Annotated in this window: 19 protein-coding genes; 4 read left to right on the forward strand and 15 right to left on the reverse strand. The window is 68.7% G+C overall.

All coding sequences use genetic code 11. The features are described from left to right. Positions 1 to 29 precede the first annotated feature (29 nt). From ABE522_RS01170 to ABE522_RS01200, 7 genes are all read right to left on the reverse strand, one after another. Positions 30 to 1,664 (reverse strand): MFS transporter, encoded by a 1,635-nt coding sequence (locus tag ABE522_RS01170; protein ID WP_346589989.1) that lies wholly within the window; start codon positions 1,662 to 1,664, stop codon positions 30 to 32. Then, positions 1,658 to 2,956: an alginate export family protein gene (locus ABE522_RS01175; RefSeq protein ID WP_346589990.1), complete on the reverse strand. Its 1,299-nt coding sequence runs from the start codon at positions 2,954 to 2,956 to the stop codon at positions 1,658 to 1,660. Before ABE522_RS01175 ends, ABE522_RS01170 begins: the two co-directional genes overlap by 7 nt. Further along, entirely contained in the window at positions 2,935 to 4,782 is a 1,848-nt protein-coding gene (locus ABE522_RS01180) for an amidohydrolase (RefSeq protein WP_346590106.1), read from the reverse strand. Before ABE522_RS01180 ends, ABE522_RS01175 begins: the two co-directional genes overlap by 22 nt. A gap of 122 nt (positions 4,783 to 4,904) precedes the next feature. Beyond that, positions 4,905 to 5,333, reverse strand: a complete 429-nt coding sequence (locus tag ABE522_RS01185) for a DoxX family protein (RefSeq protein ID WP_346589991.1) — start codon at positions 5,331 to 5,333, stop codon at positions 4,905 to 4,907. Between the two features lie 2 nt (positions 5,334 to 5,335). Continuing rightward, a complete protein-coding gene (locus ABE522_RS01190) occupies positions 5,336 to 5,992 on the reverse strand; it encodes a hydrolase (protein ID WP_346589992.1) in 657 nt (218 codons plus the stop codon). A 28-nt stretch (positions 5,993 to 6,020) separates the two neighbouring features. Beyond that, positions 6,021 to 6,410, reverse strand: coding sequence for a helix-turn-helix transcriptional regulator (locus tag ABE522_RS01195; RefSeq protein ID WP_346589993.1), 390 nt, complete (start codon positions 6,408 to 6,410; stop codon positions 6,021 to 6,023). An 80-nt stretch (positions 6,411 to 6,490) separates the two neighbouring features. Further along, complete coding sequence (locus ABE522_RS01200; RefSeq protein WP_346589994.1) at positions 6,491 to 6,832, reverse strand: hypothetical protein; 342 nt, start codon at positions 6,830 to 6,832, stop codon at positions 6,491 to 6,493. Positions 6,833 to 6,935: 103 nt separating this feature from the next. Between ABE522_RS01200 and ABE522_RS01205 the strand changes: the two genes are divergently transcribed. After that, entirely contained in the window at positions 6,936 to 9,974 is a 3,039-nt protein-coding gene (locus ABE522_RS01205; RefSeq protein WP_346589996.1) for a sensor histidine kinase, read from the forward strand. Beyond that, positions 9,971 to 10,624, forward strand: coding sequence for a response regulator transcription factor (locus tag ABE522_RS01210; protein WP_346589997.1), 654 nt, complete (start codon positions 9,971 to 9,973; stop codon positions 10,622 to 10,624). The genes ABE522_RS01205 and ABE522_RS01210 overlap by 4 nt, the downstream gene beginning before the upstream one ends. Positions 10,625 to 10,630: 6 nt before the next feature. Here ABE522_RS01210 and ABE522_RS01215 read toward each other — a convergent pair whose 3' ends face one another. The 4 genes from ABE522_RS01215 to ABE522_RS01230 form a co-directional block, all read right to left on the reverse strand. Further along, positions 10,631 to 11,890, reverse strand: coding sequence for a carbohydrate porin (locus tag ABE522_RS01215; RefSeq protein ID WP_346589998.1), 1,260 nt, complete (start codon positions 11,888 to 11,890; stop codon positions 10,631 to 10,633). Positions 11,891 to 12,040: 150 nt separating this feature from the next. Beyond that, positions 12,041 to 12,619 (reverse strand): GIY-YIG nuclease family protein, encoded by a 579-nt coding sequence (locus tag ABE522_RS01220; RefSeq protein WP_346590000.1) that lies wholly within the window; start codon positions 12,617 to 12,619, stop codon positions 12,041 to 12,043. Then, positions 12,616 to 13,344, reverse strand: coding sequence for a DNA-formamidopyrimidine glycosylase family protein (locus ABE522_RS01225; protein WP_346590002.1), 729 nt, complete (start codon positions 13,342 to 13,344; stop codon positions 12,616 to 12,618). The genes ABE522_RS01220 and ABE522_RS01225 overlap by 4 nt, the downstream gene beginning before the upstream one ends. Next, positions 13,337 to 14,092 (reverse strand): DUF72 domain-containing protein, encoded by a 756-nt coding sequence (locus ABE522_RS01230; RefSeq protein WP_406846277.1) that lies wholly within the window; start codon positions 14,090 to 14,092, stop codon positions 13,337 to 13,339. Before ABE522_RS01230 ends, ABE522_RS01225 begins: the two co-directional genes overlap by 8 nt. A 114-nt stretch (positions 14,093 to 14,206) precedes the next feature. Between ABE522_RS01230 and ABE522_RS01235 the strand changes: the two genes are divergently transcribed. Beyond that, entirely contained in the window at positions 14,207 to 14,818 is a 612-nt protein-coding gene (locus tag ABE522_RS01235; protein ID WP_346590005.1) for a DNA-3-methyladenine glycosylase, read from the forward strand. 33 nt (positions 14,819 to 14,851) lie between these two features. Here the strand turns inward: ABE522_RS01235 and ABE522_RS01240 are convergent, their stop codons facing one another. The 4 genes from ABE522_RS01240 to ABE522_RS01255 form a co-directional block, all read right to left on the reverse strand. Then, complete coding sequence (locus ABE522_RS01240; RefSeq protein ID WP_346590007.1) at positions 14,852 to 19,603, reverse strand: ATP-dependent helicase; 4,752 nt, start codon at positions 19,601 to 19,603, stop codon at positions 14,852 to 14,854. 116 nt (positions 19,604 to 19,719) lie between these two features. After that, a complete protein-coding gene (locus tag ABE522_RS01245) occupies positions 19,720 to 20,403 on the reverse strand; it encodes a type 1 glutamine amidotransferase domain-containing protein (RefSeq protein WP_346590008.1) in 684 nt (227 codons plus the stop codon). Positions 20,404 to 20,495: 92 nt separating this feature from the next. Continuing rightward, positions 20,496 to 21,110: a TetR/AcrR family transcriptional regulator gene (locus ABE522_RS01250; protein ID WP_346590010.1), complete on the reverse strand. Its 615-nt coding sequence runs from the start codon at positions 21,108 to 21,110 to the stop codon at positions 20,496 to 20,498. 61 nt (positions 21,111 to 21,171) lie between these two features. After that, positions 21,172 to 23,586 (reverse strand): hybrid sensor histidine kinase/response regulator, encoded by a 2,415-nt coding sequence (locus tag ABE522_RS01255; RefSeq protein WP_346590012.1) that lies wholly within the window; start codon positions 23,584 to 23,586, stop codon positions 21,172 to 21,174. Between the two features lie 226 nt (positions 23,587 to 23,812). On the opposite strand from ABE522_RS01255, the gene ABE522_RS01260 reads away from it, so the two are divergent. Further along, complete coding sequence (locus ABE522_RS01260) at positions 23,813 to 26,416, forward strand: TonB-dependent receptor plug domain-containing protein (protein WP_346590014.1); 2,604 nt, start codon at positions 23,813 to 23,815, stop codon at positions 26,414 to 26,416. Positions 26,417 to 26,486: the final 70 nt, after the last annotated feature.

Below are 26,486 nucleotides of genomic sequence, written 5' to 3' on the forward strand. Positions count from 1 at the left end.
GCTCCTGTCGAAGTGGATGGAACAGTGGGTCAGATGTCACTGTGGGTATGCGGCACGGCGGCTTCCAGGGCATCGCTGCCGCCGACGAAATGACGTACCACCGGGTGCCGCTCGCCCCGGTGCAATGCACGCAGCTGCTCCTGTACGGCCTTGTCATCGGAGGTGATGCGTTCGTGCTGGCGCAGGTGCTCCAGCCACGACGCGGTGACGAAGTACTCCAGGTGCACGCCAGGGCTGGCGACATCCTCGGCCACGCCCCACAGCACCGCGCCATCGCGGCGGCGCACGCGTCCCAGCAGGCGCATGCACGCATGGAACGCCGCGCGGTCGGCGGCGTCGATGCGGTACTCCACCGTCACCAGCACCGGGCCGCGGTCATGCGCCACCGCCACCGACAGTTCCGGTGCAGGCCAGTGGCCGGCCGGACGCAGGTCCAGTTCTTCGGTGCCGGAGATGCGCACGCGCCATACCAGCAACCCCGCCACCACCGAACCGACCGCCGCCACCAGCAGCGCCAGGGTGGGCGTGCTGCGCTGGGCAAGTGCGCCCCAGCACAGCCCACCGGCGGCCATGCCCAGCGAGAACACCATGATGTACAGCGCCAGCGCACGCGCCCGCACCCACGCCGGAACCGCGGTCTGCGCGGCGATCTGCAGCGAGGACAGCACGGTGATCCAGGCAAAGCCATTGACCAGCATCGCCAGCGGCAACAGCACCCAGCTGCGCAGCAGGGCCAGCCCGACCAGGCTCAGCGCCAGTGCCAGCGTGGCCAGCAGCACCAGCAGGTCACGGTCCAGCCGCGCGCGCAGTTTCGGCAGCAGCAGGGCACCACTGACCGCGCCGATGCCCACGCAGCCCAGCAACATGCCGTACTGCCCTGCCCCGCCCTGCATCTGTCCGCGCACCACCACCGGCAACAGCGCGGTCATGGCGCTGGCGAAGAAGAAGAAGCCTGCGGATTTGATCAGCACCGCCTGCAGGTGGCCGGCCCGGCTGGCATAGCGCAGGCCGGATTTCAGCCCGGCGCCGAAGCCCTCCGGCGGCAGGCTGGAGACCTTCGGATCGCGCTTCCAGCGCAGCAGCACCACCAGCATGGCGGCGAAGCTGATCGCATTGAAACCAAAGGCCCACGTCGCTCCCAGCTGGGCGACGATCACCCCGCCGATGGCCGGGCCCAGCGACCGCGCGATGTTGATGCCGATCGAGTTCAGCGCCACGGCCGAGGCCAGCATCGGCGGCGGTACCAGTTCGGACACGATCGCCGCCTGCGCCGGCATCGCCATCGCCGCGCCGCAGCCCATGCAGAAGGTGAGCACCACCAGCAGGGTCGGGCTGAGCATGTCCAGGTGGGTCAGCACCGCCATGGTGGCGGCCACCGCCAGCATCCAGCCCTGGGTGGCCAGCAGGTAGCGGCGACGGTCGACGATGTCGGCCAGGGTGCCGGCCACCAGTGCCAGCAGCACGATCGGCACGGTGGTGGCCGATTGCACCAGCGCGACCATCAGCGGCGAGCCGGTGCGTTCGGCCATCACCCAGGCCGCGGCCACGTCGTTGACCCAGGTGCCGATGTTGCTGCCCATGATGGCCAGCCACAACGCGCGGAACATGCTGATCTGCAGCGGCGCCCAGGCGCCGGGTGCAGCGGGGGAAGCGGTGTTTACCATTGCCACGCTCCTACGATGGAGGCAAAAAGAGTGTTGCGGCCACCGGCCTGGCGCAGTGCCGGACCGGCATCCACCCACGCCAGCTGCCATTGCCATAGCCAGTCCTCGCTGGCCTGCCAGCGGGTTTCGGCCTTGTACTGGGTGCCGATGCGGCGCGCGCCACCGGCACTGCCGGGCAACGGCAGCAGCGGTGCGGGCGTGGTGTACACCGCATCGCTGCGCTGTTGTTTCCAGGCCAGCTGCACGCCCAGCTGGGTGCTGAGGCGTTCGCTGAGCTGCAGGTCCAGGGTCGGCTGCACGTCGAGCAGGTTGGCCGGCGCCAGCAGGCTGGCCTCGCTGAAATAGGACGACTTCGGGTACAGCGCGTTGAAGGTCTGCAGGCGCCCGTCGCCCGCATCGCGGTCACCGCTGGCGATGTCCAGCTTCACCCCCAGCCGCGGCTGCAGCGGCGCCTGGTGCCAGCGCCAGCCGGTATCGCTGGCCAGCGTCCAGGCCCGGATGTTCAGTCGCTGCGCCACGGTATCCAGATGCCCGCGCTGCGCCACCGCTTCCAGGTTCCAGTCGAGTGCATCGGCCTGGCCGAACCAGCGCGTGCCCAACGTCTGCCGCCGTTCGCGGCCGTTGCCGTCGGCAAAGCGTGCGCCGTCGCGCTGGTAATCCAGCAGGTAGGCATCCCATTGCCCGCCACGGCCCTGTACGGCGCTGGTCGCGTACGCGCCCCACAGGTGCGCGCCCGGCTCGCTGCGGTCGTCGAACGCGCCGGGGCGGTTGTCCACCGCGCGCAGCGCCAGCAGATCCAGCCGGCCGGCTGCGCCACGCCAGCCCAGCCGCACGCCATCGAACGCCAGCCGGATGTTCGGTCCATCGCGCACCGACAGCAACCGCGAACTGCCGTAGCTGGCTTCCTGCCGTCCCACCTGCAGCCAAGCATTCTGCCCCTGCCAGCGCCAGTAGGCCTGCTGCACGTCCAGCGCGCCTTGATCGGTGCCACCGGGCCCACCGGCGCGTCCCTGTTCGGCATGCACGCCCAGCTGCAGGCGTGCCTGCCAGTCATCGCGGCGATACGTCGCCGATCCCAGCGCGCGCAGCAGGCCATAGCCATCTTCGCTGCCGCCAATGCCGAAGCGGGTGGGGTCGAAGTACATCCCACGCAGCCGCAGCGAGGCGTCCCACTGCAGGTCGCCGTTGCCCAGCGCACTGCAATGACCCGCCTCGCAGCCGGCCTGCGCCCGCGCCTGTGCCAGCGCAGGCAGTGCCAGCACGGCAAGGATCAGAACGCGAAGCACGAACACCCCATGGCACCCCAGAACGCCTGCAGGTCACCGGTCGGTGGCGCATGGTGGGCGGCATGGCCGTGTGCGCCGTGGGTGGCACAGGGCGCGCCATGGTGATGGTGGTGCGCCATCGCCAGACCCGTGGCCGTGCCGCCGACGTGGTAGCCGCCGAAGCGGTTGACCGGTGACCAGTCCGGCATCGCCGGCGGCAGTACCGGTGCCAGCCCATCGTAGTCTTCGGCGGCGTGCACGATGCGTCCGCCCAGCACGGTCAGCACACTGGTGATGTCGGCGATCTGGTCGTCGTCCACGCGGAAGAAGTCGGCCGACAGCACGATGAAATCGGCCAGCTGGCCAGCCTTCAGCGTGCCCTTGTGGTCTTCATCGCCAGAGAACCACGCGCTGCCCTGGGTCCACAGGCGCAGCGCCTGTTCGCGTTCCAGCAGGTTCTCATCGCCATACAGTGCCAGCCCGCCCACGGTACGACCGGTGACCAACCACGACAGCGCGACCCACGGGTTGTAGCTGGCTACCCGCGTGGCATCGGTACCGGCACCCACCGGGACGCCTTCGGCCAGCATCCGCTTCACCGGCGGCGTGTGGCGTGCCGCCTGCACGCCGTAGCGTTCGACGAAGGCCTCGCCCTGGTAGGCCATGCGGTGCTGGATCGCCAGCCCGCCGCCCATCGCGCGGATGCGCTCGATGTTGCGCGGGGTGATGGTCTCGGCATGGTCGATGAACCAGTGCAGGCCGTCGAACGGCACCTCGCGGTTGACCTGCTCGTAGACGTCCAGGATGCGCGAGATGCTTTCGTCGTAGGTCGCATGGATGCGGAACGGCCAACGCTTTTCCACCAGCAACCGCACCACGTCATGCAGTTCCGGCTCCAGTTCCGGCGGCAGCTCCGGTCGTGGTTCGTTGAACAGTTCGAAGTCCGCCGCAGAGAACACCAGCATCTCGCCCGCGCCATTGTGGCGCAGCAGGTCGTCGCCCTGGCGGGGTTGCAGGATCTCGCTCCAGCGCTGGAAGTCACCGACTTCACCGCCCTTGTTCTGGGTGAACAGGTTGTAGGCGATGCGCACGCTGAGCTGGTCATCGCGGTGCAGCTGCTCGATGACCTGGTAGTCCTCGGGATAGTTCTGGAAGCCACCGCCGGCATCGATCACCGAGGTGATCCCCAGCCGGTTCAACTCACGCATGAAATGGCGTGTCGAGTTGGCCTGGTATTCGATCGGCAGCTTGGGGCCCTTGGCCAGCGTGGCGTACAGGATCACCGCGTTCGGCTTGGCCAGCAGCAGGCCGGTGGGATTGCCCAGCTTGTCGCGCACGATCTGGCCACCGGGCGGATCCGGCGTGTTCTTGTCATAGCCGCACGCGCGCAGCGCGGCGCGGTTGAGCAGCGCGCGGTCATACAGGTGCAGCAGGAACACCGGCGTATCCGGTGCGATGGTGTTGATCTCTTCCAGCGTCGGCAGGCGCTTTTCGGTGAACTGGGCAGCGGTGAAGCCACCAACCACGCGCACCCATTGCGGTGCGGGCGTGCGATCGACCTGCACTTTCAGCATGGCCAGCGCATCGGCCAGCGAGCGCAGGCCGTCCCAGCGCAGTTCCAGGTTGTAATTGAGTCCACCGCGGATCAGGTGGGTATGGCTGTCATTGAGCCCGGGCACCAGCCGGCGCCCCTGCGCATCAATGATCGTTGCCTCAGCGGACCAGCCGCGCATGATGTCCTCGTCGCTGCCGACGGCGACGATGCGCCCGTCCTGCACGGCCAGCGCCTGTGCATGCGGTTGTGCGGGATCAAGGGTGGTGATGCGGGCATTGCGGATGACCAGCGTGCTCATGCGACGCTCCTGCGATAAGGGGGAAGTAGCCGCCGCCAGGCCGCGGCCGGCCAGGCCCAGCGCGAGTGCCGCGCCAGCCCCCAGCAGCACCTCGCGGCGGCCAGGCCGGGAAGGATCGGAACTCATGACGGCACTCCAGGGGAAGCAAGCAAAGCATCAAGCGAGAACGTACCGGCACCGGCCAGTGCGACCGACAGCAGCAGCAAAGTCCACATCACCGGGTACTCCATGCCGCCGTGCATCCAGAACCAACCGCGCGGCAGCGCCAGCCATGCGGTGAACGCGATGAAGGCGGCACCGACCAGCGCCGCCGCATGGGTCTGCCAGCCAAGCAGCACGGCCAACCCGGCCAGCACCTGCAGCACCGCCAGCAGCAGCGGCAACGGCACCGCGGCAGGCAGGCCGAACCCGCGCAGTTCGCCGGCAAAGCCGGCAAGGCCCGGGCCGTTGAACCAGCCAAACAACTTGCCCAGCGCGTGTGGCAGCAGGAATCCTCCCGCCGCCACGCGCAGCATCAGCAGCGCCACGTCCAGGGCATGGCTGCTGCCCATGCTCAGTGACCGCCTTCCTGTGCGCCGAACATGGTCTTGGCGTACTGGATGCCCACGCCGTAGCCCCCTGCATGCTCGCGGGCAATGCCGGTGGTGAGGTCGTAGGTTTCACCGCGCGCCCAGTCGCGCTGCAGCTCCAGCAGGTACTGCACGCTGGTGATCGGCACCGCGCCGGCCTGCACCATGCGGGTGATGGCACGCTCGTGTGCTTCATCGCTCACGTCGCCGCAGGCATCGGTGATGACATGGATCTCGAAACCTTGTTCGATCGCCGACAGGGTCGGGCCGACGATGCAGACGCTGGTCCACAGGCCGGCGATGACCAGGCGCTGCTTGCCGATGCGGTTGATCTCATCGATCACGCCCTGGTCTTCCCAGGCGTTCATCGAAGTGCGGTCGAACACCGGCTGGCCCGGGAAGATCGCCGGCAGTTCCGGGAACAGCGGACCGGAGAACGACTTCTCGGCCACGGTGGTCAACACCACCGGTACCTTGAAGCCCTTGGCGCCCTTGCTGATCAGCGACACGTTGTTGCGCAGCGCGGAGATGTCGATGGTGTGGGTGGCGAACGCCATCTGCGACTGATGGTCGATCAGCACCAGCGCGTGGTCGGTCGGGGACAGCAGCGCCTTGCCGGGGACGGCGGTGGCCTTGTTCATGCGGTTGGCTCCAGTACGAGGGAAAAACTCAGTGAGGGGTTGCTGCGTGCGATGCGTAGCAGCGCGGACTGCAGCCGGTGGCGGCGCGGAACGTACGGGTGAAGTGGCTCTGGTCAAAGAACGCCAGTTCGCTGGCGATGCGGCCGACCGGCTGCGAGCCTTCACGCAGCCAATGGCGTGCCTGGTCGATGCGACGCTGGCGCAGCCACCCGGTCGGGCTGAGCCCGGTGGCGCTGCGGAACAAGCGGGCGAGGTGGAAGCGGCTGACACACGCAGCGGCGGCGATCTGCACCACGTCGATCGGCTGGCCGAGGTTGCTTTCCATGAACGCCTGTGCGCGCCGGACTGCTGCCACCTGCGCGGCATTGAGGCCAGGCAGGGCCGAAGGCGCGCCGCGGCACGGTGTGTCGGTGGCCATCGGCGGCGCTCGTGGTGGGGAGTGCATAGCGTGACGGCCGGCGCCCCGGCGCCCTACCCCCGACGGGGTGGGCAACCAGCTCACTCTTTCGGGGGAGCTGCACGCCGCGCCGCCACCAGCACACGGCGACCGAACAGGCAGGCGTCCAGCGAATAGGCGCCCGGGCCGAGCAGCAACAGGCAGCCAGGCAGCAGCACCAGCGCCATGCTGGCGCCCCCGCTCCACAATGCCAGCGTGGCCAACGCCACCGCCAGCGGGGTCAGCCCGCCGAGGGCCAGCAGCAGCGCCGCCGAGGCGGCGACCCACTGTTGCCACGCCGCCACCGGCCACGGCCAGCAGAGTGCAGCCGCCAGGCACAGCCGCAGCCACAGCAGGCCGATGCCTGGCGCACGATCAGGAAACATCACGAACAGACGCTGCATTCCACCCTCCCGTGGACCGTCCTGCATGGTTACCGGATCGCGCACCCACCGACCTGCCCCGAACGGGTAGGCCGCCAGTGCCACCGGCCTGCGAGAATGCGGCATGCCGCCCGCCCCTTCCCCGCTGCTGCGCCACCTGTGTACCTGCCTGCTGCGGGTGGTGTTGCTGTGGGTCGCGGTGCCGATGGCGGCGCGTGCGGCGCTGCCGGTGCCACCGCAGGCGCAGGCCGGGCTGCCCGGCTTCCAGCACAGCGCCTGGCGCGTCGGCCAGGGCGCGCCGGGAGATGTCTGGGACATCGCGCAGGACCGCCAGGGCACACTGCTGCTGGCAACCGGATCCGGGCTGTACCGGTTCGATGGCCACCGCTTCGAGCGCGACGTGGCGCCGCCGGGCAGCAGCTTCCCGTCCACCAACATGGTGTCGTTGCTGCTGGACCCCGACGACAGCCTCTGGATCGGCTACTTCCAGGCTGGTATCAGCCACCTCCAACGCGGCGGGCTGCACAGTTTCCTCAGTGGTCGCGACGTGCCCAGCGGCCCGGTGCCGCGCATGGCGCGCGATGGCAACGGACGGCTGTGGGCCGCGCTCAGTGGCGGCCTGCGCTGGCATGACGGGCAGCGTTGGCAGCCTCCCACGCCCGCGATGCAGGTACCCGACCTGCCTGCGCACTGGCTGCAGCGCGACCAGCAGGGAACGCTGTGGCTGCTGGCCGGCGGCGGGCTGTGGCGTCTGCCGCGCGGTGCCAGCCGCTTCGAAACCACCGACGTGGAGGTATCACCACGATCGGTGCTGGCCGAACGCGCTGACGGCAGCCTGTGGCTGGCTGATCGGCGTCGCGGGATCCTGCCACTGGCACGCCACGGCATGCTGCTTTCGCCTGCGCAACGCGAGTCCCAGCGCCTGCCCGACCTGCGCGCCGATCGCATGCTCTTCGCGCGCGATGGCAGCCTGTGGGCCTCCCGCATCGGCAGCGGCGGCGTGGTCCGGCTCAGCTTCGACGACGCGCAGCCCGGGCAGCTGGAAAGTTTCGATGTCGCGCAGGGGCTGACGTCGACCTCGGCCTCGCCGCTGCTGGAAGACCGCGAAGGCAACGTCTGGATCGGCACCAACCTGGGACTGAACCGGTTCCGCGCGCGCAGCGTGCATGCGCTGCAGGACGTCGGCCCGTCGGGTCCCTACCGGACGCTGTACCGCACCGCGGGCGGCCAGGTGCAGGGCTACGATGACGACCTGCGGACGTTCGACCTGCAGCGCGCCCTGGTCGACGCTGGCCCTGCGGCCATGCAGCGCGCCAGCCTGCAGTCGACCGTGCCGCTGTGGCTGTTCCACGATGACGTGCTGTACCGACGTACCGCTGGCAGGACGGTAGCGTTCGCCGCGCCGAGCTGGACTGCGGGGCAGTCCTTCAATTCGGTGTTCTTCGCCGCGCAGGGCGAGGCCTGGGCATGCGCTGGCCCCTACACGCTGCACTTCAAGGACGGTCGATGGCGCAATGATCCGCGTCTGCCCGCACGCAGTTGCAGCCTGGTCAGCGTGGACGAGCGCGGGCGCGTGCTGGTCGGGCATGACGATGGCACGCTGCACGTTGTCGATGGCCACTCGGTACGCGCTTACGGTCCGGCGCAGGGCCTGGATGTTGGTCCAGTCACCGCCGTGTACGCGCGCGGCGATGAACTGCTGGTCGCCGGGGAGTCCGGCCTTGCCGCACTGGAAGGCGCGCGCTTCCACGTGCTGCAGGCCGATATCCCCGGCGTGCTGGAAGGCATTACCGGCATCGCCGGTGAAGCAACGGGCACGCGCTGGTTGAACGGCAGCCGCGGCCTGCTGCGTACCGACGCCGAGGCGTTGCGGATGGCGGCGACGAGCGCACGGCCACTGTCGCCACGCCTGTTCGACGATGCCGACGGCATGCCGGGCATCGCCCTGCAGAGCAGCCCCACCGCCACGGCGATGCTGGCCGATGATGGGTTGCTGTGGCTGGCGACCAACCAGGGCCTGGCGTGGCTGGACACCGCCCTGCCCCATCGCAATGAACGTGCGCCGGACGTGCGCATTGGCGAGGTGTCCTTTGATGGGCAGCACGCACCGCTGCATGACGGACTACGGCTTCCCGCCGGCACCGACCAGTTGCAGATCGATTACGTGGCGCTGTCACTGGCCCGGCCCGAGCGCACCCGCTACCGCTACCAGCTGTCCGGCGTGGACAGCAGCTGGCAGGAGGCGGGCGGCCAGACCCGCGCGCACTACACCAACCTCGTCCCCGGCACCTATCGCTTCGAGGTGATGGCCGCCAACGAAGACGGGGTCTGGAGCAGCACGCCGGCCGTGCGCAGTTTCCAGATCGCCCCCACGTTCGTACAGACGCTGTGGTTCAAGCTGCTGTGCGTGCTGGCGGTGCTGGGCTTGCTGGTGATGGCCGTGCGCATCCGCAGTGGGCAGCTTGCCGCGCTGGTGCGGGCGCGGCTGCAGGAGCGCCATGGCGAACGCGAGCGGATCGCGCGCGACCTGCACGACACCCTGCTGCAGGGCAGCCAAGGCCTGATCCTTCGCCTGCATGCCATCAGCCAGTCCGCCCAGGCCTCGCCCGCCGTGCGCAGCAGCCTGGAGGCGGCCATGCAGCTGGCCGAACAAAACCTCGCCGAAGGCCGCGAACGCGTTGCGGCGCTGCGTGACGGCCCGGCTGCCGGCCAGGACCTGGTGACCGCCTTGGCGCATGTACATGAGGAATTCGCCGGCGAGGGGGTCAACCCGCTGCGGCTGACCATCGAAGGTGCGGCACCGCCATTGCAGGCCCACGCCGCCGAAGAAGTCTTCCTGATCGGCCGCGAAGCAATCCGCAACGCCCTGCACCATGCCCAGGCAGGTGCGATCGAAGTGGAGCTGGCCTACGGGCGCAGTTGCCTGCTGCTGCACGTGCGCGATGACGGTCGCGGCATGGTCGATACCCACGGCGCCGCCGACGGCCACTGGGGCATGCAGGGCATGCGCGAGCGCGCACGCCGACTGGGTGGGGAACTGCGCGTCTGGTCGCGTCCCGGGCTGGGCACCGAGATCGCGCTGTCGGTGCCCGCCAATCGCATCTACCGGCAGCGACCGTCGCCATGGCGACGCTGGTGGCCCAACAGGAAAACTCCCGCATGAACCCCAATGATTCCATCGGCGTGCTGATCGTCGACGACCATCCGCTGCTGCGCGATGGGCTGGGCGCGCTGCTGTCCACCCAGTCGGACATGCATCTGGTGGGCGAAGCCGCCGACGGCGAACAGGCAGTGGAAAGCTACCTGCGGCTGCGCCCGGACGTGGTGCTGATGGACCTGCAGCTGCCCGGCATCGATGGCGTTGAAGCCATCATGCGTATCCGTGCACGGGATCCCAAGGCCCGCGTCATCGTGTTGACGACGTACCGCGGCGACGTCCGCGCGGTACGTGCGCTGCAGGCCGGCGCCAGCGCCTACCTGCTCAAGGACATGCTGCGGCATGAGCTGATCGACACCATCCGCAGCGTGGCCGGGGGGCGCCGTGCCGCCATTCCGGCGCAGCTCGCGGCCAGCATCGCCGCCCATGTGGTGGAAGACCGGTTGTCCCCGCGCGAAACCGAAGTACTGGTCCACGTAGCGGCCGGCATGTCCAATCGGCGCGTGGGCGAGCAGATGCAGATTTCCGAGCAGACTGTCAAAGCGCACATGAAGAGCATCATGGAGAAGCTGGGCGTCGGTGACCGCACGCATGCAGTCACCATGGCCCTGCGCCGCGGCATCATCAGCCTGGATGATGACACCGGCGACCGCTGAGACGGATCAGAAGCGCACGTCCGCCTTGATGCCTACGACCACCGCATCCTTGCGCGATGCCAGCCCACCGGGGTGGCGCACGTACTGGATGCCGGGCTGCAGGTCCACTCCGGCGGCGGGCTTCCAGCCGTAGAAGACCTCGGCGACCTGCTCGCGCCTTGCGGGCGGGCCGCCGTGGCGCTGTCGCTGGCTGTTCGCCACGCGCGGATTGACCCGGGTGCTGGCAAGCCCCAGGCCGACCCGGTCATCCGGCCGCGAGCGCACCGTCCCGGTCTGGATCAGCTGCAGGCTGACCATCTGGTCGATGTCGCCGGTGCGGCGGTCGCCCTGTGCGAAGGCCAGTTGGGTCCGCAATCCCGATGATTCGCTGCCTGCGTTGCCGTGGGTCAGCTGCTGCTGCGCGCTGGCCCATCCGCCGTAGGCACCGGTACGCAGCAACGCCATGCCGCCGGCCGCATGCATCGGTAGCGGCTGCACCGCGTCCGCACGCGGCGTACTGCTGTACCAGCCACCCACCGCATACCGACCCTTGCGCCCATCGAATGACGGCTCCCAGCCCAGTTCCAGCGGTGTGAGGGTACCGACCGTGCCGGCCGGTGCCAGGCGCAGGCCGCCCCCACGTTCATCGGCATAGCGGGGGTTGACCTGGTATGCAGCCGCACGCAGGTAGACCGCGGGCAGCGGCCGGTAGGTGACCACCGCGCCCCATTGGCTGAGCGGCGAATTGAACCAGTAGTCGCCCCCGAACAGCGCCACCTGGCCACCGCACAGCGCCAGGTTCATGGCAACGCAGTCGAGCATGTTGAAGTCCTCCCCCACCGCGAGCCGGCCCGCCTTTGCATCGAAGCGGCCATCGGCGGACTGCCGCCCCAGCCACAGGCTGCCCAGCCGCGGGATGTGGCCACGCCCATGGATTTCCTGGCTTGCCATCAGGCTGCCCAGGCCGGCCCGGGCGGTGACGCTGTCTCCGTCGCGCAGGCTCAGGGAAAGCTGGGCACGGGTGCCGGACCAGCCCCACAACCGATCCAGGTCGAAGCGTGCGCTTGCGGACAGCTGGCCGGCATGGGCACTGGTGCGGCGCTGGCCGCCGGATGTGTTGCGCGCCGCTTCCACGGTGTAGCCGAGATCCAGCGTGATGCCATTGTCCTGCCATGCCGGGCGGCGCCCGCCCCAGTCACCGGTGACACCCTGTGCGAGCGCACCTTGCGCTGCCGCGGCGAGACCCAGGCCGGCCAGAACACGCAGCCCGATGAGAGAATTGTCCACGTCGACTCCTTGCTGCAAGGAGCCTCACGTGGCACGCCGTCCTGCGTTCACCCTGCGCCGCGATATGGGTCTGCGGAGAAGGTCACAGCCTGTGCTGCAGGAAGGGCGAAGAATGTCAGGGTGTGTCCGCGTGACTGGCGCGCCGCGTAGTCAGAAGCGACGTCGCCCATTCCCGGCGTACCAGCGTGCCACGTGCCCAGGCAGCCAGGGACGCGGGTCGATGTCCAAGGCGGCGTGCGCATCGAGCGCGTCACGCAGTGCCGCCTCGACGTCGGTCCGGTGGTGCCGCAGCCCTTCCTCTTCAGGCAGCTGCGCGGCTGACCACGCATACAGCCGGTCAACGCGCTGCAGCAGCATCGCCTGCAACCAGGGACGCAATGGATACACATGATGGCCGCGCGCTGCCAACTCGTGCACCGCCGCATCCAACGCCTCGCTGGCGCCGCGCACCCATTCGGTCCTGCCGCCCGCCTTCTGCTGCACGGTCAACGGTGCAGGCGAACGATGCAGCTTCAGCGGACGGCGCAGCTCCAGTTCCAGGTCACGCGCATCACGCTGGGTTTCCGTTTCCACCAGCCACCCATTCTCCAGGTCGAAGAATTCGAACCATCGCCGGTGCAGCGCACCGATGCGTCCGAGTGGATCGCGCGAGAAGCCTATCTTGCAGTAGTCCTCCCACGCGCAGGGAAACACATAGGTGAACCATTGGCCGTCGATCCGCACGTTCATGGCGGCGGCTGGCAGACCGGGCAGAAGAACGTGCGCCGCCGGGTGGTCCCCAGGTACTGCTTGGACACCGGTCCGCCACAACGGGGACACGTCCGCCGGGTATGTACCTGCCAATGCTTCTTGAGTTCGTACGCCTTCTTCCAGGCCAGGAAGTCGAAGCTGTACTCGCGTGCCTGGGTGATCACCTGCCCCAGCTTTCGCGGCGGGATGCTGGCGATGGTCGCAGCCGGATGCACGCGCGTGCGGAACAGCACCTCGTTCTTGATGATGTTGCCCACCCCGGCAAAGATGTCCTGGTCCAGCAATGCATCGCATATCAGCGTGTCCGGCCGTGCTTTCAGCTTGCGCCGTGCCAGCCTGGGATCCCACGCGGGATTCATCACGTCCGCGCGCCAGTCGTAGGCATCGTCGAGTGGACCTTCGATGTACTTCAACGAGCAGGTGTAGAGATTGAGCTCGCCGTTATCGAAGGCCAGCGAGGCACGCGCGGTCGTCGGCTTCCTTTCGTCGATGCGCCAGGTGCCGAACATCAGCAGGTGGGCGCGCAGGCTGAAGCCGCGGAACTCCAGCAGGAAATGCTTGCCCCAGCTGCGCACGGACACCACGCGCCGGCCCTGCATGCGGGCAAGGTCGAGGCTGCTGTTGCCGGAAGCCACGCGCACCGTGTGGTTGCGGAAACGCGCCGCGGCTTCACGCAGGATCACGATGGAAGGACCTTCAGGCATCGGCCGCCTCCAGCAGTGCCTGCAGGCGCAACGCGTTGGCCGTGGCGAATCCGTGCGCGGTGTTGTCGAAGATCACCCAGCAGGGGTGCCCCTCGGTGGATGCCACACGCACCTCTGCCGCCAGCCTATGCAGTGCCTGCTCGTCATAGTCGCTGTAATAGGTCCGCGGATTGCCATGCCAGCGCCAGTAGTGCCAACACGTCGCTCCGGCGGGCGTGGCGCCTGCATCCATGCGCGGCGGGTCCGCTGCGACACGCGCGATGCCGTGGCGATCCATCAACGCCTCCGCCGCTTCATCGAACCAGCCTGCGTGGCGGGGCTCGCACGCCACGGGCACGGCAGTACGCCGGCGCAGCATCGCAAAGAACGTGGAGGACACGCGCGCATCGAAGGCGAGTGACGGCGGCAACTGCAGCAACAGGCCGCCAAGACGGTCGCCCAGGTGGCCGCTTTCATCCAGGAACCGGTCCAGCAAGGCACCCGTGCCGCATAGCCGCAGCTCATGCGATATGGCGCGTGGCATCTTCACGGTGAACCGGAAGTGCGCCGGCACCGCTGCCGCCCAGCGCGCATAGGTTGCCGGCTGGTGCGCGCGATAGAACGAGGAATTGATTTCGACCACCGACAGACGCGAAGCGTAACGCTCCAGTGCACTGCCATCGGCCTCGAACGCTGTCCGGTAGCGCCCCGGTATCGACCACCCCGCACATCCCACGCGCACCTCGGTTGCCACTGCCTGTCCTCCCAACGCCTGCCCGCAGCGTCTCCCCGCGACCGTTAGCAACAAGCGAAGTGCGCATGCCTGCGCCGTGCAGGCGCCGCTTTGACTTCGTGCACACCGCTGTCGGTGCAGCCTGTTGGCATGCTCGATTTTCTTCCCCCGCAGTGGTCGGTCCTGCCCCGCGCGTTCTATCGCCGCCATCCCGCGCTGGTGGCCCCGGAGCTGTTGAACAAAGTGCTGCTGCGCGCGGATGGCCGCGCCGCACGCATCGTCGAGGTGGAAGCCTATGCAGGCAGCGAAGACCCCGCGGCGCACTCCTACCGAGGCATGACCGCGCGCAACGCCACCATGTTCGGCGAGCCGGGGCATCTGTACGTGTACTTCACCTATGGCATGCACTGGGGCAGCAACGCGGTCTGCGGCGAGGTCGGCGAGGGCGTGGGCGTTTTGCTGCGCGCTGCCGAGCCCCTGCTGGGCCTGGACGCGATGCGCCAGGCCCGGCCCAAGGCGAAGCGCGACCGCGATCTCGCCAGCGGCCCGGGGAAACTCTCGCAGGCCTTCGGCATCACCGGCACGATGGACGGTGCCGATCTGGTCGGTGCCGACCGCGGCATCGTGGTGGCCGATGATGGTACCGCGCCGCCGCGCGATCCGGTGGTGGGCCCGCGTATCGGCATCAGCCGGGCCATGGACTTCCCGTGGCGCTGGCACGTGGCCGACCATCTGCATGTTTCGGTGCGCCCGCGGCGCTGAGCACTGTCACCGGACGCGCTGCTGCCGGCAAGCTCAGCCCTCCCAGCCCAGCCCGCGCGGTGCATTGCGGAAGCCCGCCGTACGCAGTGCCTCGGTAACCCGGCCACGGCCGATTTCCGCATCGTTGATCCGGTCCAGGGTGAACGACTGGCGCCGGCCCCGTCGCAGCGCCGCGGCCAGCGCGCAGGCCGAAGCAGCCAGCAGATCGGCGTGAGCGGGATCCTCGCCGTCGAAGTACAGCAGCAGGGAACGTCCGCCCTGCGCCAGGTACATCCGCAGCGCACCGCCTGCCAGCACCACCAACGCGCCGGCCCGGCGCACCGGCCGCTGCCGGGCCCCATGCGCCGGCCACGCCAGCACCGTGCCGTAGGCGTTGGCAGGATCCACCGCCGACAGGCCGATGGCCGGTCGCGATGCGGCAGGCGAGGTGTCATCGGCGATATCGCGCAGCCGGTCGACGCTGGAGCGTTCGGCGAACTGCGCACCGCCCAGTCCTTCGACGAAACGGCCACGCAGCACCCGGCCGGCATCCTCCATGCCCCGGTAGACCTGCTGCAACGCAGGGAACCCGCCGGCGATGCCTTCCGCCACCGCCGCGCCGCGGGTCACCACGCCGTGGCGATCCAGCAAGGCGTCGGCCAGTGCGACCGCACGCACGGTGTCACTGGCAGCATCCCGCTGCAGCAACGACCAGCGGCCGGCCAACGAAGGCGCGTCGTAGGTCGCCGGGCCGGACGACGGCACCCCGGCGGCAGGCACTGCATCGCCCATCGGCACGCCCATGAACCCGCGGCGGCGCCGCGACGCGTGCGATGCGCGTGCGCGAGATGGCGCGCGGGCCATTGACAGCGCCCGCAGCGGCGCCCATATATCCGTGGCCACGCGGCCCTGCCAGGCGAGCCCCCACAGTGCGGCATGCAATGATTCCGGCGACAGATCGATGCCTGCTGCAGGGTGCTCCGCCGCCCGTATCCGGGCATGTACGCTCGTCGCCAGTTGCCGTGCAAAGAATCCACCGCCGTCTGCCAGCACCGACAGGATCACCTCCTGCAGCGGCGACACCGCGCCTTCGCTGATCACCGGCAGCGTCTCCGCAGAGATGTCCTGCAGATGCAGCGACACCAGCCCATCGTCCTCGCCCAGCGTGCCATGCCCACACCACAGCACGCTGCCGGTGGCCAGCAGCTGGTCCAGCAACGCAGGCGCATAATCCCGTACACGCGCCGGCAGCACCTGGTTCTCCCAGGCGGAGACAGGCAGCGGCACGCCAGCCAGTTGTTCCACTACCCGCAGCACGCCTTCGCTGCCTTCCAGCGTGCCGGTGGCCTGCACGGCGGAACCCAGTGCGGCATGCCCGGCCGCCGATCCCAGCAACGCGTGGCGTTCCAGCAACAAGCGCACATACGCGGTTCCCGGCACCGGTCGGGTCGCTTCGCGTGCCGCCTGCAGCGAGCGCACGCGCAGCCGGCGGAACACCGCCTCGGCCATCCATTCGTGGCGCGCCAGGGGCGTGCCGTGCGCTGCCGCCGTGGTCCCGAACTGGCCGCTGAGCAGCTTGCCCTGCTCGGCCAGGCGTGCCAGTGCGTTGTCGGCCACCGCGACGCCCAGCCCGAACCGGGCGGCCACATCGGCCGTGCTGAACGGACCACGCGTGCGCGCGAACCGTGCGACCAGATCGCCCAGCGGATCCGGCGACGGCAGCAGGAACACCGCGGGAATCCGTTCGGGAACCGCGATTCCCAGTGCATCGCGCAACCGGCCGGCATCTTCGATCGCCGACCAGCGTGCTTCACCTGCCAACACAACGGCGATGATGCGCTGCTCTTCCTGCAGCGCCGACAGGTGCGCGCGCACCTCACCATCGGCATCATGCAGCCGCACGGCAAGCTCGCCGGCAGACAACGGACCCAGTTCGCGCAGCAGGTCGGCAACGCCCTCCTTGCCCGCGGCACGCCGATCCGGCGCCAGCCGCTGCAGCTCGTCCACCACGCGCTCGACAACGCCAGCATCCAACAGTTCGCCCATGTCCACCTGGCCCAGCAGGTCAGCCAGCAGGCCACTGTCCAACGACAGGATCGAGGCGCGACGCTCGGCCAGCGGCACGTCGGTGCCGTACATGAACTCGGCGACGTAGCCGAACAGCAGGTTGGCCGCGAACGGCGATGGCACGGCGGTGGTGACCTCGGCGATCCGCACCTGGCCGTCGACCAGGCGCTGCATCAACGCACCAAGTGCATCGAGGTCGTAGACATCCTGCAGGCACTCGCGCGCGGTTTCGATCAGGATCGGGAACTCGGGATAGGCGCTCGCCACGTCCAGCAACTGGCCCGCGCGCAGGCGCTGCTGCCACAGCGGCGAGCGGCGTCCTGGCGTGCGCCGTGGCAACAGCAACGCGCGCGAGGCACATTCGCGGAAGCGGGCAGCGAACAGCGCCGAGCTGCCGACCGCTGCGGTTACCTGGCGCCGCAGCGGCTCGGGCTCGAACAGGAACAGATCCGCACCCGGCAGGTGCCCGCTGCTGTCCGGAATGCGCGCCATGATGCCGTCTTCGCTGGATACCACGGACGGATCGACGTGCCAGCGTTCGCGGATCCGCTCGGCGATCGCCAGCGCCCACGGATCATGCACGCGGCGGCCATACGGCGAATGCAGCATCACCCGCCAGTCGCCCAGTTCATCGCGGCAGCGTTCGACCACCAGTTGCCGGTCCGTCGGCAGCACGCCGGTCGCCTGCCGCTGCTCACCGAGCAGGCCGAGGATGTTGGTGATGGCGCGTGCATCCAGGCCGCTGGCCTGCAGCCGTACGGCCACTGCCTCTGGAACGGCGCCCTCGTCCTTCGCCGCGTCATCCAGGTCAGCCAGGAACGCGCCGATCGCCGCGCCGAGTTCAGCCGGACGGCCGGCATTTTCGCCGCGCCAGAACGGCAACCGGGCCGATCGACCCGGTGCCGGAGTGACGATCACCTGGTCATGGGTGATCTGTTCCACCCGCCACGAGGTGGCGCCGAGGGTGATCACATCGTTCACCCGCGACTCGTGGACCATCTCTTCGTCCAGCTCGCCGACCCGGCGCGAGCCGGCGCGCTCCTGACCTTCCGGCAGCACCACGCTGAACATGCCGCGGTCGGGGATGGTACCGCCACTGGTCACCGCCAGCTGGCGCGCACCGGGGCGCGCGGTGAGCTTTCCGCTGTCGCGGTTCCATACCAGGCGCGGTCGGAATCCGGCGAAATCGTCCGAGGGATAGCGTCCGGCCAGCATGTCCAGCACCGCATCGAAGGCGCTGCGTGGCAGCTCGCGATAGGGTGCGGCGCGGCGTACGCAGGCGTACCAGTCCTCCACGTCCAGCGCGTCCATCGCCACCGCGGCCACGGTCTGCTGGGCCAGCACGTCCAACGGATTGCGCGGTGGATCCAGCGCTTCGATGCGACCGGCCAGCATGCTGTCGACGATCACCGCTGCATCGATCAGGTCACGCCGGGTGCGCGGGTAGACGAAGCCAGTGGAGATGCCACCCACCTGGTGGCCGGCGCGCCCGACCCGCTGCAACGCACTGGCCACTGAAGGCGGTGCGGCGACCTGGATCACCAGGTCCACCAGCCCCATGTCGATGCCCAGTTCCAGGCTGGAGGTGGCGACCACGCAGCGCAGTGCGCCTGACTTGAGCGCTTCTTCGATCTCGCGCCGCTGTTCCTTGCTGACCGAGCCGTGATGCGAGCGCGCCAGCAGCGGCTCGGCACCAGTGGAGCGCCCCGCCGTGCCGCCATTGAACGAACCGAAGGCCGTGGCATCGCGCTGGCCCGGCGACCCGCCGCCCGCATCGGACTCCAGGCGCTCGGCATACAGTGCGTTGAGCCGTGCGGTCAGCTTTTCCGCCACGCCGCGCGAATTGGCGAACACGATGGTGGAGCGCCAGCGCAGCACTTCATCGAGGATGCTGGCCTCGACATGGGGCCAGATTGAACCCACCCGCGTGGACGACTCGCCCGCGCCGGAACCCGACCCCTGCGTGGGCAGGTCGGCCATGTCTTCCACCGGCACCACGATGCGCATCGCCAACTGGCGCGAAGACGGTGGCTGCACCACGCTGACCGCACGACCGCCACCGAGGAAGCGCGCCACCTCGTCCACCGGGCGCACCGTGGCCGACAGCCCGATTCTTTGTGCAGGGGCCTGCAGCAGGTTCTCCAGCCGCTCCAGGCTGAGGGCCAGGTGGGTGCCGCGCTTGCTGCCGGCGACCGCATGGATTTCATCGATGATCACCGTATGCACGTGACGCAGCGTGTCGCGGACGTTGGAGGTGAGCATCAGGAACAGCGATTCCGGCGTGGTGATCAGGATGTCCGGTGGACGCCGCGCCAGCCGCGCGCGTTCGGACGCGGTGGTGTCACCGCTGCGTATCGCCACCGACAGGTCCACGTCCGGATCGCCGCGCCGCGCGCGTTCGGCACGCACGCCCTGCAGCGGCACCTGCAGGTTGCGTTGCACGTCCGCCCCCAGTGCCTTGATCGGCGAGATGTACAGCACGCGGGTGGCCCCGCGCTGCGGTGGCGCGCCCGCACGCGCCTGCTGGTCGCGTTCGGTGAACAGCTGGTCGATGGCATGCAGGAACGCAGCCAGCGTCTTGCCCGAACCGGTGGGTGCGATGACCAGCGTGTGCTGACCCTGGCTGATCGCCGCCCAGGCGTGTACCTGGGCTGGCGTCGCGGCCGGGAACGCGCCGCTGAACCACGCGCGCGTGGCAGGGGCGAAGACGGCGGGAAGGGCGTCGAGAGAGCTGGGCATGGCCCATTATGCGAGGCCCGGCGTGCACGCTGCGGGCAGCCCACCGCGGGTCCCGCTGAAGCGCATTGCGGTGTGGCGCTGCAGCCATCGCAGCGCCACGACAGGCGGCGACGTGATCAGTGGATCGCGAGCTGCCTGATCAGTACGTCCGCGGCTTCGGTGGAGGACGCCGGATTCTGCCCGGTGATCAGCAAGCCATCGCGGACCACGTACGAGCCCCAGTCCGGGCCCTTGGAATAGTGGCCACCGTTGGCCTTCAGTTCGTCTTCGACCAGGAACGGCACCACTTGGGTCAGGCCCACGCCTTCTTCTTCGGTGTTGGTGAAACCGGTGACCTGCAGGCCTTCCACCAGCGGGCGACCCGTGGCGGCCTTGACGTGGCGCAGCACGCCGGGGGCGTGGCAGACCAGCGCGACCGGCTTGTCCGCTGCGATGAACGATTCGATCAGGGCGATGGAATCACGGTCTTCGGCGAGATCCCACAACGGCCCGTGACCACCCGGATAGAACACGGTATCGAAATCGGCCTGCGACACGCTGTCCAGGCGCACGGTGCGGGCCAGCTGTGCATTGGCCTCGGCGTCGGCCTCGAAGCGCCGGGTCAGCGCGGTCTGGAAATCAGGCTCGTTGCTCTTCGGATCCAGCGGCGGCTGCCCGCCTTTCGGCGAAGCCAGCACGATCTCGGCCCCGGCGTCCTTGAAGGTGTAGTACGGCGCGGCCAGTTCTTCCAGCCAGAAGCCGGTCTTCCTGCCGGTGTCGCCGAGTTGGTCGTGGGAAGTGAGAACGATGAGGACTTTCATGGGTGTGCTCCAGTGAGGTGCAGTACAAAGGAAATTAGACCGGTCGTCTAGACAATTGCGCGTGAAACGGGACAACGTGCCGTGCCCTGCGTTCAGGGAGTGGCGGTGTTGGCGTGGAGACCCAGCAGGTGACGGGTGGTGCGCAGCGCGTTGTCGAACGGCTGCGGAGTACGGACGATCTTGACCATGATGCTGGCGCCCAGCCACAGCTGGTAGAGGCTCTGCGCCAACGCCTTGGCGTCGTCCTGGACCGGCAACGAGCCTTCCGTCTGGCCGGCTTCGATCGCCGCGGCCATGCCGGCGATGATCGCCGCGGTGCCGCGATCCAGCGCTGATCGCATGCTGTCGGACAGGTCCGCCACCTCGGCGCCCAGCTTCACCGCCAGGCACTTGCCCTGGCAGTCTTCGAAGGATTGGTTGTCCTGCCAGGCGGCGAAATAGTCTTCGATCTGCGCGGCCTTGGTCTTGCCGGGCTGGCGGAAGATGCGCTCCATGTCGGCCACGTAGGCCTCGAAGTACCCTTCCAGCAGCGCCTCGCCAAAGGCATCCTTCGAGCCGAAGTAGTGGTAGAACGAGCCCTTCGGCACGCCGGCCGCGGCCAGCACTTCATTCAGCCCGACAGCCGAAAAGCCCTTGCCGCCCATGATCCGCTGGCCGGTGGCCAGGATCTTTTCGCGGACAGTGGGGGCGGTGGGAACGGAGTTCATGGGGGCGACTGTACGCTCGATTAGACCAGTCGTCTAGTGGCTGACCGCAACCACGTCCCGCTCACACCCGGATCGGCGCCGCCTGCGACAGGCTTTCCAACTGCGCGTCGATTTCGTCCAGCACCGGGTCGGGATCCATCTCCGGATCGGCTTCCAGCCGGGCAGCCAGCGCGGCCAGCGCCGGCCGCCCGACCAGCCCGGCGGCCCCATGCAGGCGGTGTGCGTAGAAAATGATGCGCGCGAGATCGCTGGCATCCACCGCGTCGCGCAGTTTGCGCAGGTCATCGGCCAGCAGCACGCGCAGGTCGGGCGCCAGCCGGTCGACGGTGTCCCGTTCGATGGCCTCCATCGCGGCCGTCTCCGCCGCCCGGTCGGCGGATCCCGCTGCGGCAGCGCGGCCGGTCCACAGCGACAGCATGCCCTGCAGTTCGGCCAGCCGGATCGGCTTCTTCAATACGCCGTTCATGCCGGCCTGCTGGCAACGCGCCAGGTGGGCCGCGTCGGTGGCGGCGGAAATGGCGATGATCGGCAGGTCGGCCACGCCCGGGATGCCCGCCGTGCGGATCATCCGGCTTGCCTGGTAGCCGTCGATGTCCGGCATGAAGCAGTCCAGCAGCACGATGTCCGGCAAGTCCGCGGTGAGCGTGGCCAGCGCCTGCGCGGCACTGTCGGCCAGCATCGCCACCGCACCCAGGCGGCCGAGCTGTTCCTCCAGCACCATGCGGTTGGGCGCATGGTCATCGACCACCAGCACGCGTACGCCCCGCAGTACGCCGCTCGGCGTGGCGACGGCAGGTGCGGACGCGGCATCGGCACGCGCGGCCGGGATCCGCAGCGACACCGTGGTGCCTTCGCCTTCCACGCTGTGCAGGTCGATCTGCCCGCCCATCAGCTGCACCAGGTCGTGGCTGATCGACAGCCCCAGGCCGGTGCCGCCGTACTGACGCGAGATGCTGCCGTCGGCCTGGGTGTAGGGGTCGAACAGGTGGCCCTGCAGCGCCGCGGGAATGCCGCAGCCGGTGTCGGTCACCGCCGCGTGCAACCAGGTTCCGGCCGGTGCGTGCTGCACCTGCAGCGTCAACCGGATGCTGCCGCGCTCGGTGAACTTGCGCGCGTTGCCGAGCAGGTTCATCAGCACCTGGCGCAGCCGGGTCGGGTCCAGCATCAGCCAACTGTCCTGCGCAGGTACCTCGACGACCAGCGCGATGCCGCGCTTTTCCAGTTCGCCCCGGAACACCGCCGCGACGCTGCGCCCCAGCGCGCGCACGTCCACCGGGATCTTCTCCAGCTGCATGCGGCCTTCGTCCAGCCTGGACAGGTCCAGCACGTTGTCCAGCAGGCCGGTCAGCGACTCGGCGGCCTCCTCGGCGGCCCGCACCAGCGCGCGCGGCCGGCCGGCGGGAACGTGGTCGGCGAGCACTTCGATCGCCCCCAGCACGGCGTTGATCGGGGTGCGTATTTCATGGCTCATGGTTGCCAGGAAGCGGGCCTTGACCCGCTCGCTTTCGATTGCCGCCGCACGTGCGCGCCAGGCCCAGCGCGCGACCACGCCCAGCGCCAGCACCAGCAGGCCGATCGCCAGCAGCCAGGGCCAGTTGTAGCGCAGCACGGTGGCCACGCTGGGCGCACCGTAGTCCTCTTCGCGCAGCCATTGCTGGCGGATCTGCGATTCCTCCTGGGTGTTGATCGACGCCATCGCCTTGCCGATGATCGCCTCCAGCTGCGGCCAGTCGCTGCGTACCGCGAACTGCGCCTGCATCACCAGGTCGATGCGCGGCCGGGAGATATGCAGCTCATCGAGATACCGGCGCGCGACGAACGGCTGGAAGGTCGCGTTGGTGCCCATCGCGGCGTCGGCCTGGCCGTCCAGCACCTTCTGCATGGCGGCCTGCGGGGTGTCGGTCGGCACGACGATCAACCGCGGGTAACGGGCCTGCAGGATCCGCGCGTAGTCCCCGGCGGCACGTGCGGCGACCCGACGCCCGGCCAGCTCCTGCAGGTCCCACACGGCCGGCGAATCCGGGCGCGTGAACACTACGCTGTAGGCCGACAGATAGGGCCGGCCCAGGCGCACCACCGCGCGTGTAGCCGGTGACAGGCGTTCATCCATGGCGTTGAGCAGCATGTCCGCCGCGCGCGATTGAACCGCCCGCTGCGCAGCAGGCCAGTCGGCCGCCTGCACGAACTGGAACTGCAGGCCGGTGCGCGCGCCGATCAGCCGCAGGTAATCCCCCGACAGCCCTTTCAGCTGGCCATCGCGGACGTATTCCAATGGCGGAAGGGTGGCATCGGAGGTCACCCGGATCACCGGATGGGCGGCGATCCAGGCCTTTTCAGACGGGTCCAACAGCGCAGTGGTCGGCGTTGCGGCGGCCGCCGGCAGCACCGCGGCCCCGACCAGCAGGCAGAAGGCGACGCAGGCCCAGGCGCAGGCACGAAGGCGCGACGGTCGGTGCGTCGGAAAAAGTGTCCCCATCCGGCAAGGATACGCCGCGACAGGCCCGTTGGCGGCGGGTACGGCGCGTCAGCCAGTCGGCTGCCGATCCAACGAACCGCCAAAGTCAGCACACATTCGTTGCAGTACGGTTAATCTTCTGTTAATTATTGGTGCAGCGCAACAGATCCGCTGGCGCGCAGGGAGAACCAACAGGATGAACCACTAACCGAACGACAACCCAACAACCAGACTGCAAGGTGCATGCATGAACGACCGCATTGGCAAGTGTGTTCACGCTCCGAAAGCCTTTTCGCCATTGGCATCTGCAGTACACGTGGCGCTGGCGACCGCCCTGCTGGTCACCAGCACGGGAGCGCTGGCACAGGACAGCCCGGCCACGCCCGAAGCGGCCACCAACCTGGACACCGTGTCGGTGCTGGGCAGCCGCACCAAACCACGTACCGTGTCCTCTTCGGCGGTACCGATCGACATCATCAGCGGCGAAGAATTCCGCAACCAGGGCGCCACCGATGCGCTGGACCAGCTGAAGGTGCTGGTGCCCTCCTTCAACGTCAGCACCATTCCCATCGATGACGCCGCAAGCCTGGTGCGCCCGGCCAACCTGCGCGGCCTGCCGCCGGACAACACCCTGCTGCTGGTCAACGGCAAACGCTTCCACCGTGCGGCGGTGATCACCTTCCTCGGCCATGGCCTGTCCGACGGTGCGCAGGGTCCGGACCTGTCGGTGTTCCCATCGCTGGCGCTGGAACAGGTGGAGGTGCTGCGCGACGGCGCCGCCGCCCAGTACGGCTCGGACGCCATCGCCGGGGTCATCAATTTCGGCCTGAAGAAGCTGCGCGAAGGCGGCACCGCCGAAGTGTTCACCGGCAAGTACTACGAAGGCGACGGTCTGACAACGCAGTACTCTGCGCAGATCGGCCTGCCGCTGACCGAACGCGGGTTTGCCACGCTGACCGCCGAATGGCGCAACGCCGATGACACCTCGCGCAGCGTGCAGCGTGACGATGCCGCCGCCGCGATCGCGGCCGGCTATCCCGGGGTCGGCCAGCCGGCGCAGGTGTGGGGCTCGCCGAAGGTCGATGACGACTTCAAGCTGGTCTACAACCTGGGCCTGTCCACCGACAACGTGGACTTCTATCTGTTCGGCAACCATGCCAAACGCGACGTGGACGGCGGCTTCTACTACCGCGATCCCACCGCGCGCTCCGGCGTGTATTCCAACGATGGCGGCGACACCCTGCTGGTCGGCAACCTGACCGGCGCCGGTGCCTGCCCCTCCATCGCCCTGCGCGACGGCAGCGGCGCCCTGCTGCCGTACGCCGGCGTCAGTGCAGCGGTCGCGGCCCTGCCCGCGAACTGCTACACCTTCCTGTCCAGCCTGCCGGGCGGCTTCACCCCGCGCTTCGGCGGGTCGCTGGAAGACACCTCGGTATTCGCCGGCGCCAAGGGCACCTGGGAGGACTGGTATTGGGACGTCAGCGGTTCCTGGGGCCGCAACGAGATCGACTTCACCATCTACAACACCGTCAACGCCTCGATGGGCCCGGTGCAGCCGCCTGGCCTGTCGTTCAAGCCCGGCGGCAACACCCAGACTGAAAAGAACCTCAACGTGGATGTCAGCCGCGATATCGCCACCGGCTTCAGCAGCCAGCCCCTGCGGCTGGCCATGGGTGCGGAGTGGCGCGAGGAAAGCTTCACCATCAGCCCGGGTGACGGCCCGTCCACGGCGATCGGCCCGCTGACCCAGCAGGGCTTCGCGCTGGGCTCCAACGGCTTCAACGGCTTCAGCGCGCGCACCGCCGGCACCTTCGACCGGCGCAACTGGGCCGCCTATGCAGACCTGGAAGCACAGCTCACCGAACGCTTCCTGCTGGCCGGCGCGCTGCGCTACGAAGATTACGATTCGTTCGGCAGCACCACCACCGGCAAGCTCACCGGCCGCTTCGACTTCACTGAAACCTTCGCCGTGCGCGGTGCCTACAACACCGGCTTCCGTGCCCCCACTCCCGGCCAGGCCAACATCAGCCAGATCAGCACCGTGTTCGGTGGGACCGCGCTGGAAGACATCGCCACCCTGCCCCCCACTGATCCGATCGCCCAGCTCAAGGGCGCCCAGCCGCTGACCCCGGAAGAGTCGAAGAACGTATCGCTGGGTGCGGTGTGGACGCAGGGCGACTGGCTGTTCACCGTGGATGGCTACCAGATCAAGGTGGAGGATCGCATCGCGCTCAGCACCAGCTTCGCGGTGACCGCGGCCGAGCGCGCCGCGCTGGTGGCGGGCGGCAATCCAGAGGCGGCATCGATTTCCCAGGTGACCTATTTCGGCAACGCCTTCGACACCACCACCACCGGCGTGGACGTGGTCACCAGCTACCGCAGCGATCACTTCGGTGGCACCACCACCTATGCGCTGGCGGCCAACTGGAACCGCACCGAAGTGGACCGCTTCGATACCGACTTCATCGATGCGGCCCGCGTCTACAAGCTGGAAGAGTCGCTGCCGCGCACCAAGGGCTACTTCAGCGTCAACCACCAGCGCCAGGTCTTCCATGCCAACCTGCGCTTCAACTATTACAGCAGCTGGTACGAAGACCACCTGGACAGCGGGGTGGTCTCCGCCGATGACGGTGGCCTGCCGATCCACGCCGGCAGCACGCTGATCGTGGATGCCGAAGTGGGCTGGAAGTTCGTGTCCGGGCTGTACTTCAGCGTGGGCGCGCAGAACCTGTTCGACCGCGTGCCGTCGAAGAACCCGTGGGCCGGCGTGGCCGGCGCGGAATACCCGGTGCATTCGCCGTATGGCTTCAACGGCGGGTTCTACTACGCCCGGCTGGGCTGGACGTTCTGACCCGAGCGAAACAGAGGGGCAGGCGGCGGCGTGCCATGATGGGCCGCCGCCTGTCCCCACCTGGCCGGGC

The organism is Stenotrophomonas lacuserhaii, assembly GCF_039674585.1.
Lineage (GTDB): Bacteria > Pseudomonadota > Gammaproteobacteria > Xanthomonadales > Xanthomonadaceae > Stenotrophomonas > Stenotrophomonas pennii_A.

Coding starts and splice junctions, on each gene's coding strand:
- ABE522_RS01170 (WP_346589989.1), bottom strand. CDS start 1,664: ATGGTAAACACCGCTTCCCCCGCTGCACCCGGCGCCTGGGCGCCGCTG.
- ABE522_RS01180 (WP_346590106.1), bottom strand. CDS start 4,782: ATGAGCACGCTGGTCATCCGCAATGCCCGCATCACCACCCTTGATCCC.
- ABE522_RS01185 (WP_346589991.1), bottom strand. CDS start 5,333: ATGGGCAGCAGCCATGCCCTGGACGTGGCGCTGCTGATGCTGCGCGTG.
- ABE522_RS01190 (WP_346589992.1), bottom strand. CDS start 5,992: ATGAACAAGGCCACCGCCGTCCCCGGCAAGGCGCTGCTGTCCCCGACC.
- ABE522_RS01195 (WP_346589993.1), bottom strand. CDS start 6,410: ATGGCCACCGACACACCGTGCCGCGGCGCGCCTTCGGCCCTGCCTGGC.
- ABE522_RS01200 (WP_346589994.1), bottom strand. CDS start 6,832: ATGCAGCGTCTGTTCGTGATGTTTCCTGATCGTGCGCCAGGCATCGGC.
- ABE522_RS01205 (WP_346589996.1), top strand. CDS start 6,936: ATGCCGCCCGCCCCTTCCCCGCTGCTGCGCCACCTGTGTACCTGCCTG.
- ABE522_RS01210 (WP_346589997.1), top strand. CDS start 9,971: ATGAACCCCAATGATTCCATCGGCGTGCTGATCGTCGACGACCATCCG.
- ABE522_RS01220 (WP_346590000.1), bottom strand. CDS start 12,619: ATGAACGTGCGGATCGACGGCCAATGGTTCACCTATGTGTTTCCCTGC.
- ABE522_RS01225 (WP_346590002.1), bottom strand. CDS start 13,344: ATGCCTGAAGGTCCTTCCATCGTGATCCTGCGTGAAGCCGCGGCGCGT.
- ABE522_RS01235 (WP_346590005.1), top strand. CDS start 14,207: ATGCTCGATTTTCTTCCCCCGCAGTGGTCGGTCCTGCCCCGCGCGTTC.
- ABE522_RS01240 (WP_346590007.1), bottom strand. CDS start 19,603: ATGCCCAGCTCTCTCGACGCCCTTCCCGCCGTCTTCGCCCCTGCCACG.
- ABE522_RS01245 (WP_346590008.1), bottom strand. CDS start 20,403: ATGAAAGTCCTCATCGTTCTCACTTCCCACGACCAACTCGGCGACACC.
- ABE522_RS01250 (WP_346590010.1), bottom strand. CDS start 21,110: ATGAACTCCGTTCCCACCGCCCCCACTGTCCGCGAAAAGATCCTGGCC.
- ABE522_RS01255 (WP_346590012.1), bottom strand. CDS start 23,586: ATGGGGACACTTTTTCCGACGCACCGACCGTCGCGCCTTCGTGCCTGC.
- ABE522_RS01260 (WP_346590014.1), top strand. CDS start 23,813: ATGAACGACCGCATTGGCAAGTGTGTTCACGCTCCGAAAGCCTTTTCG.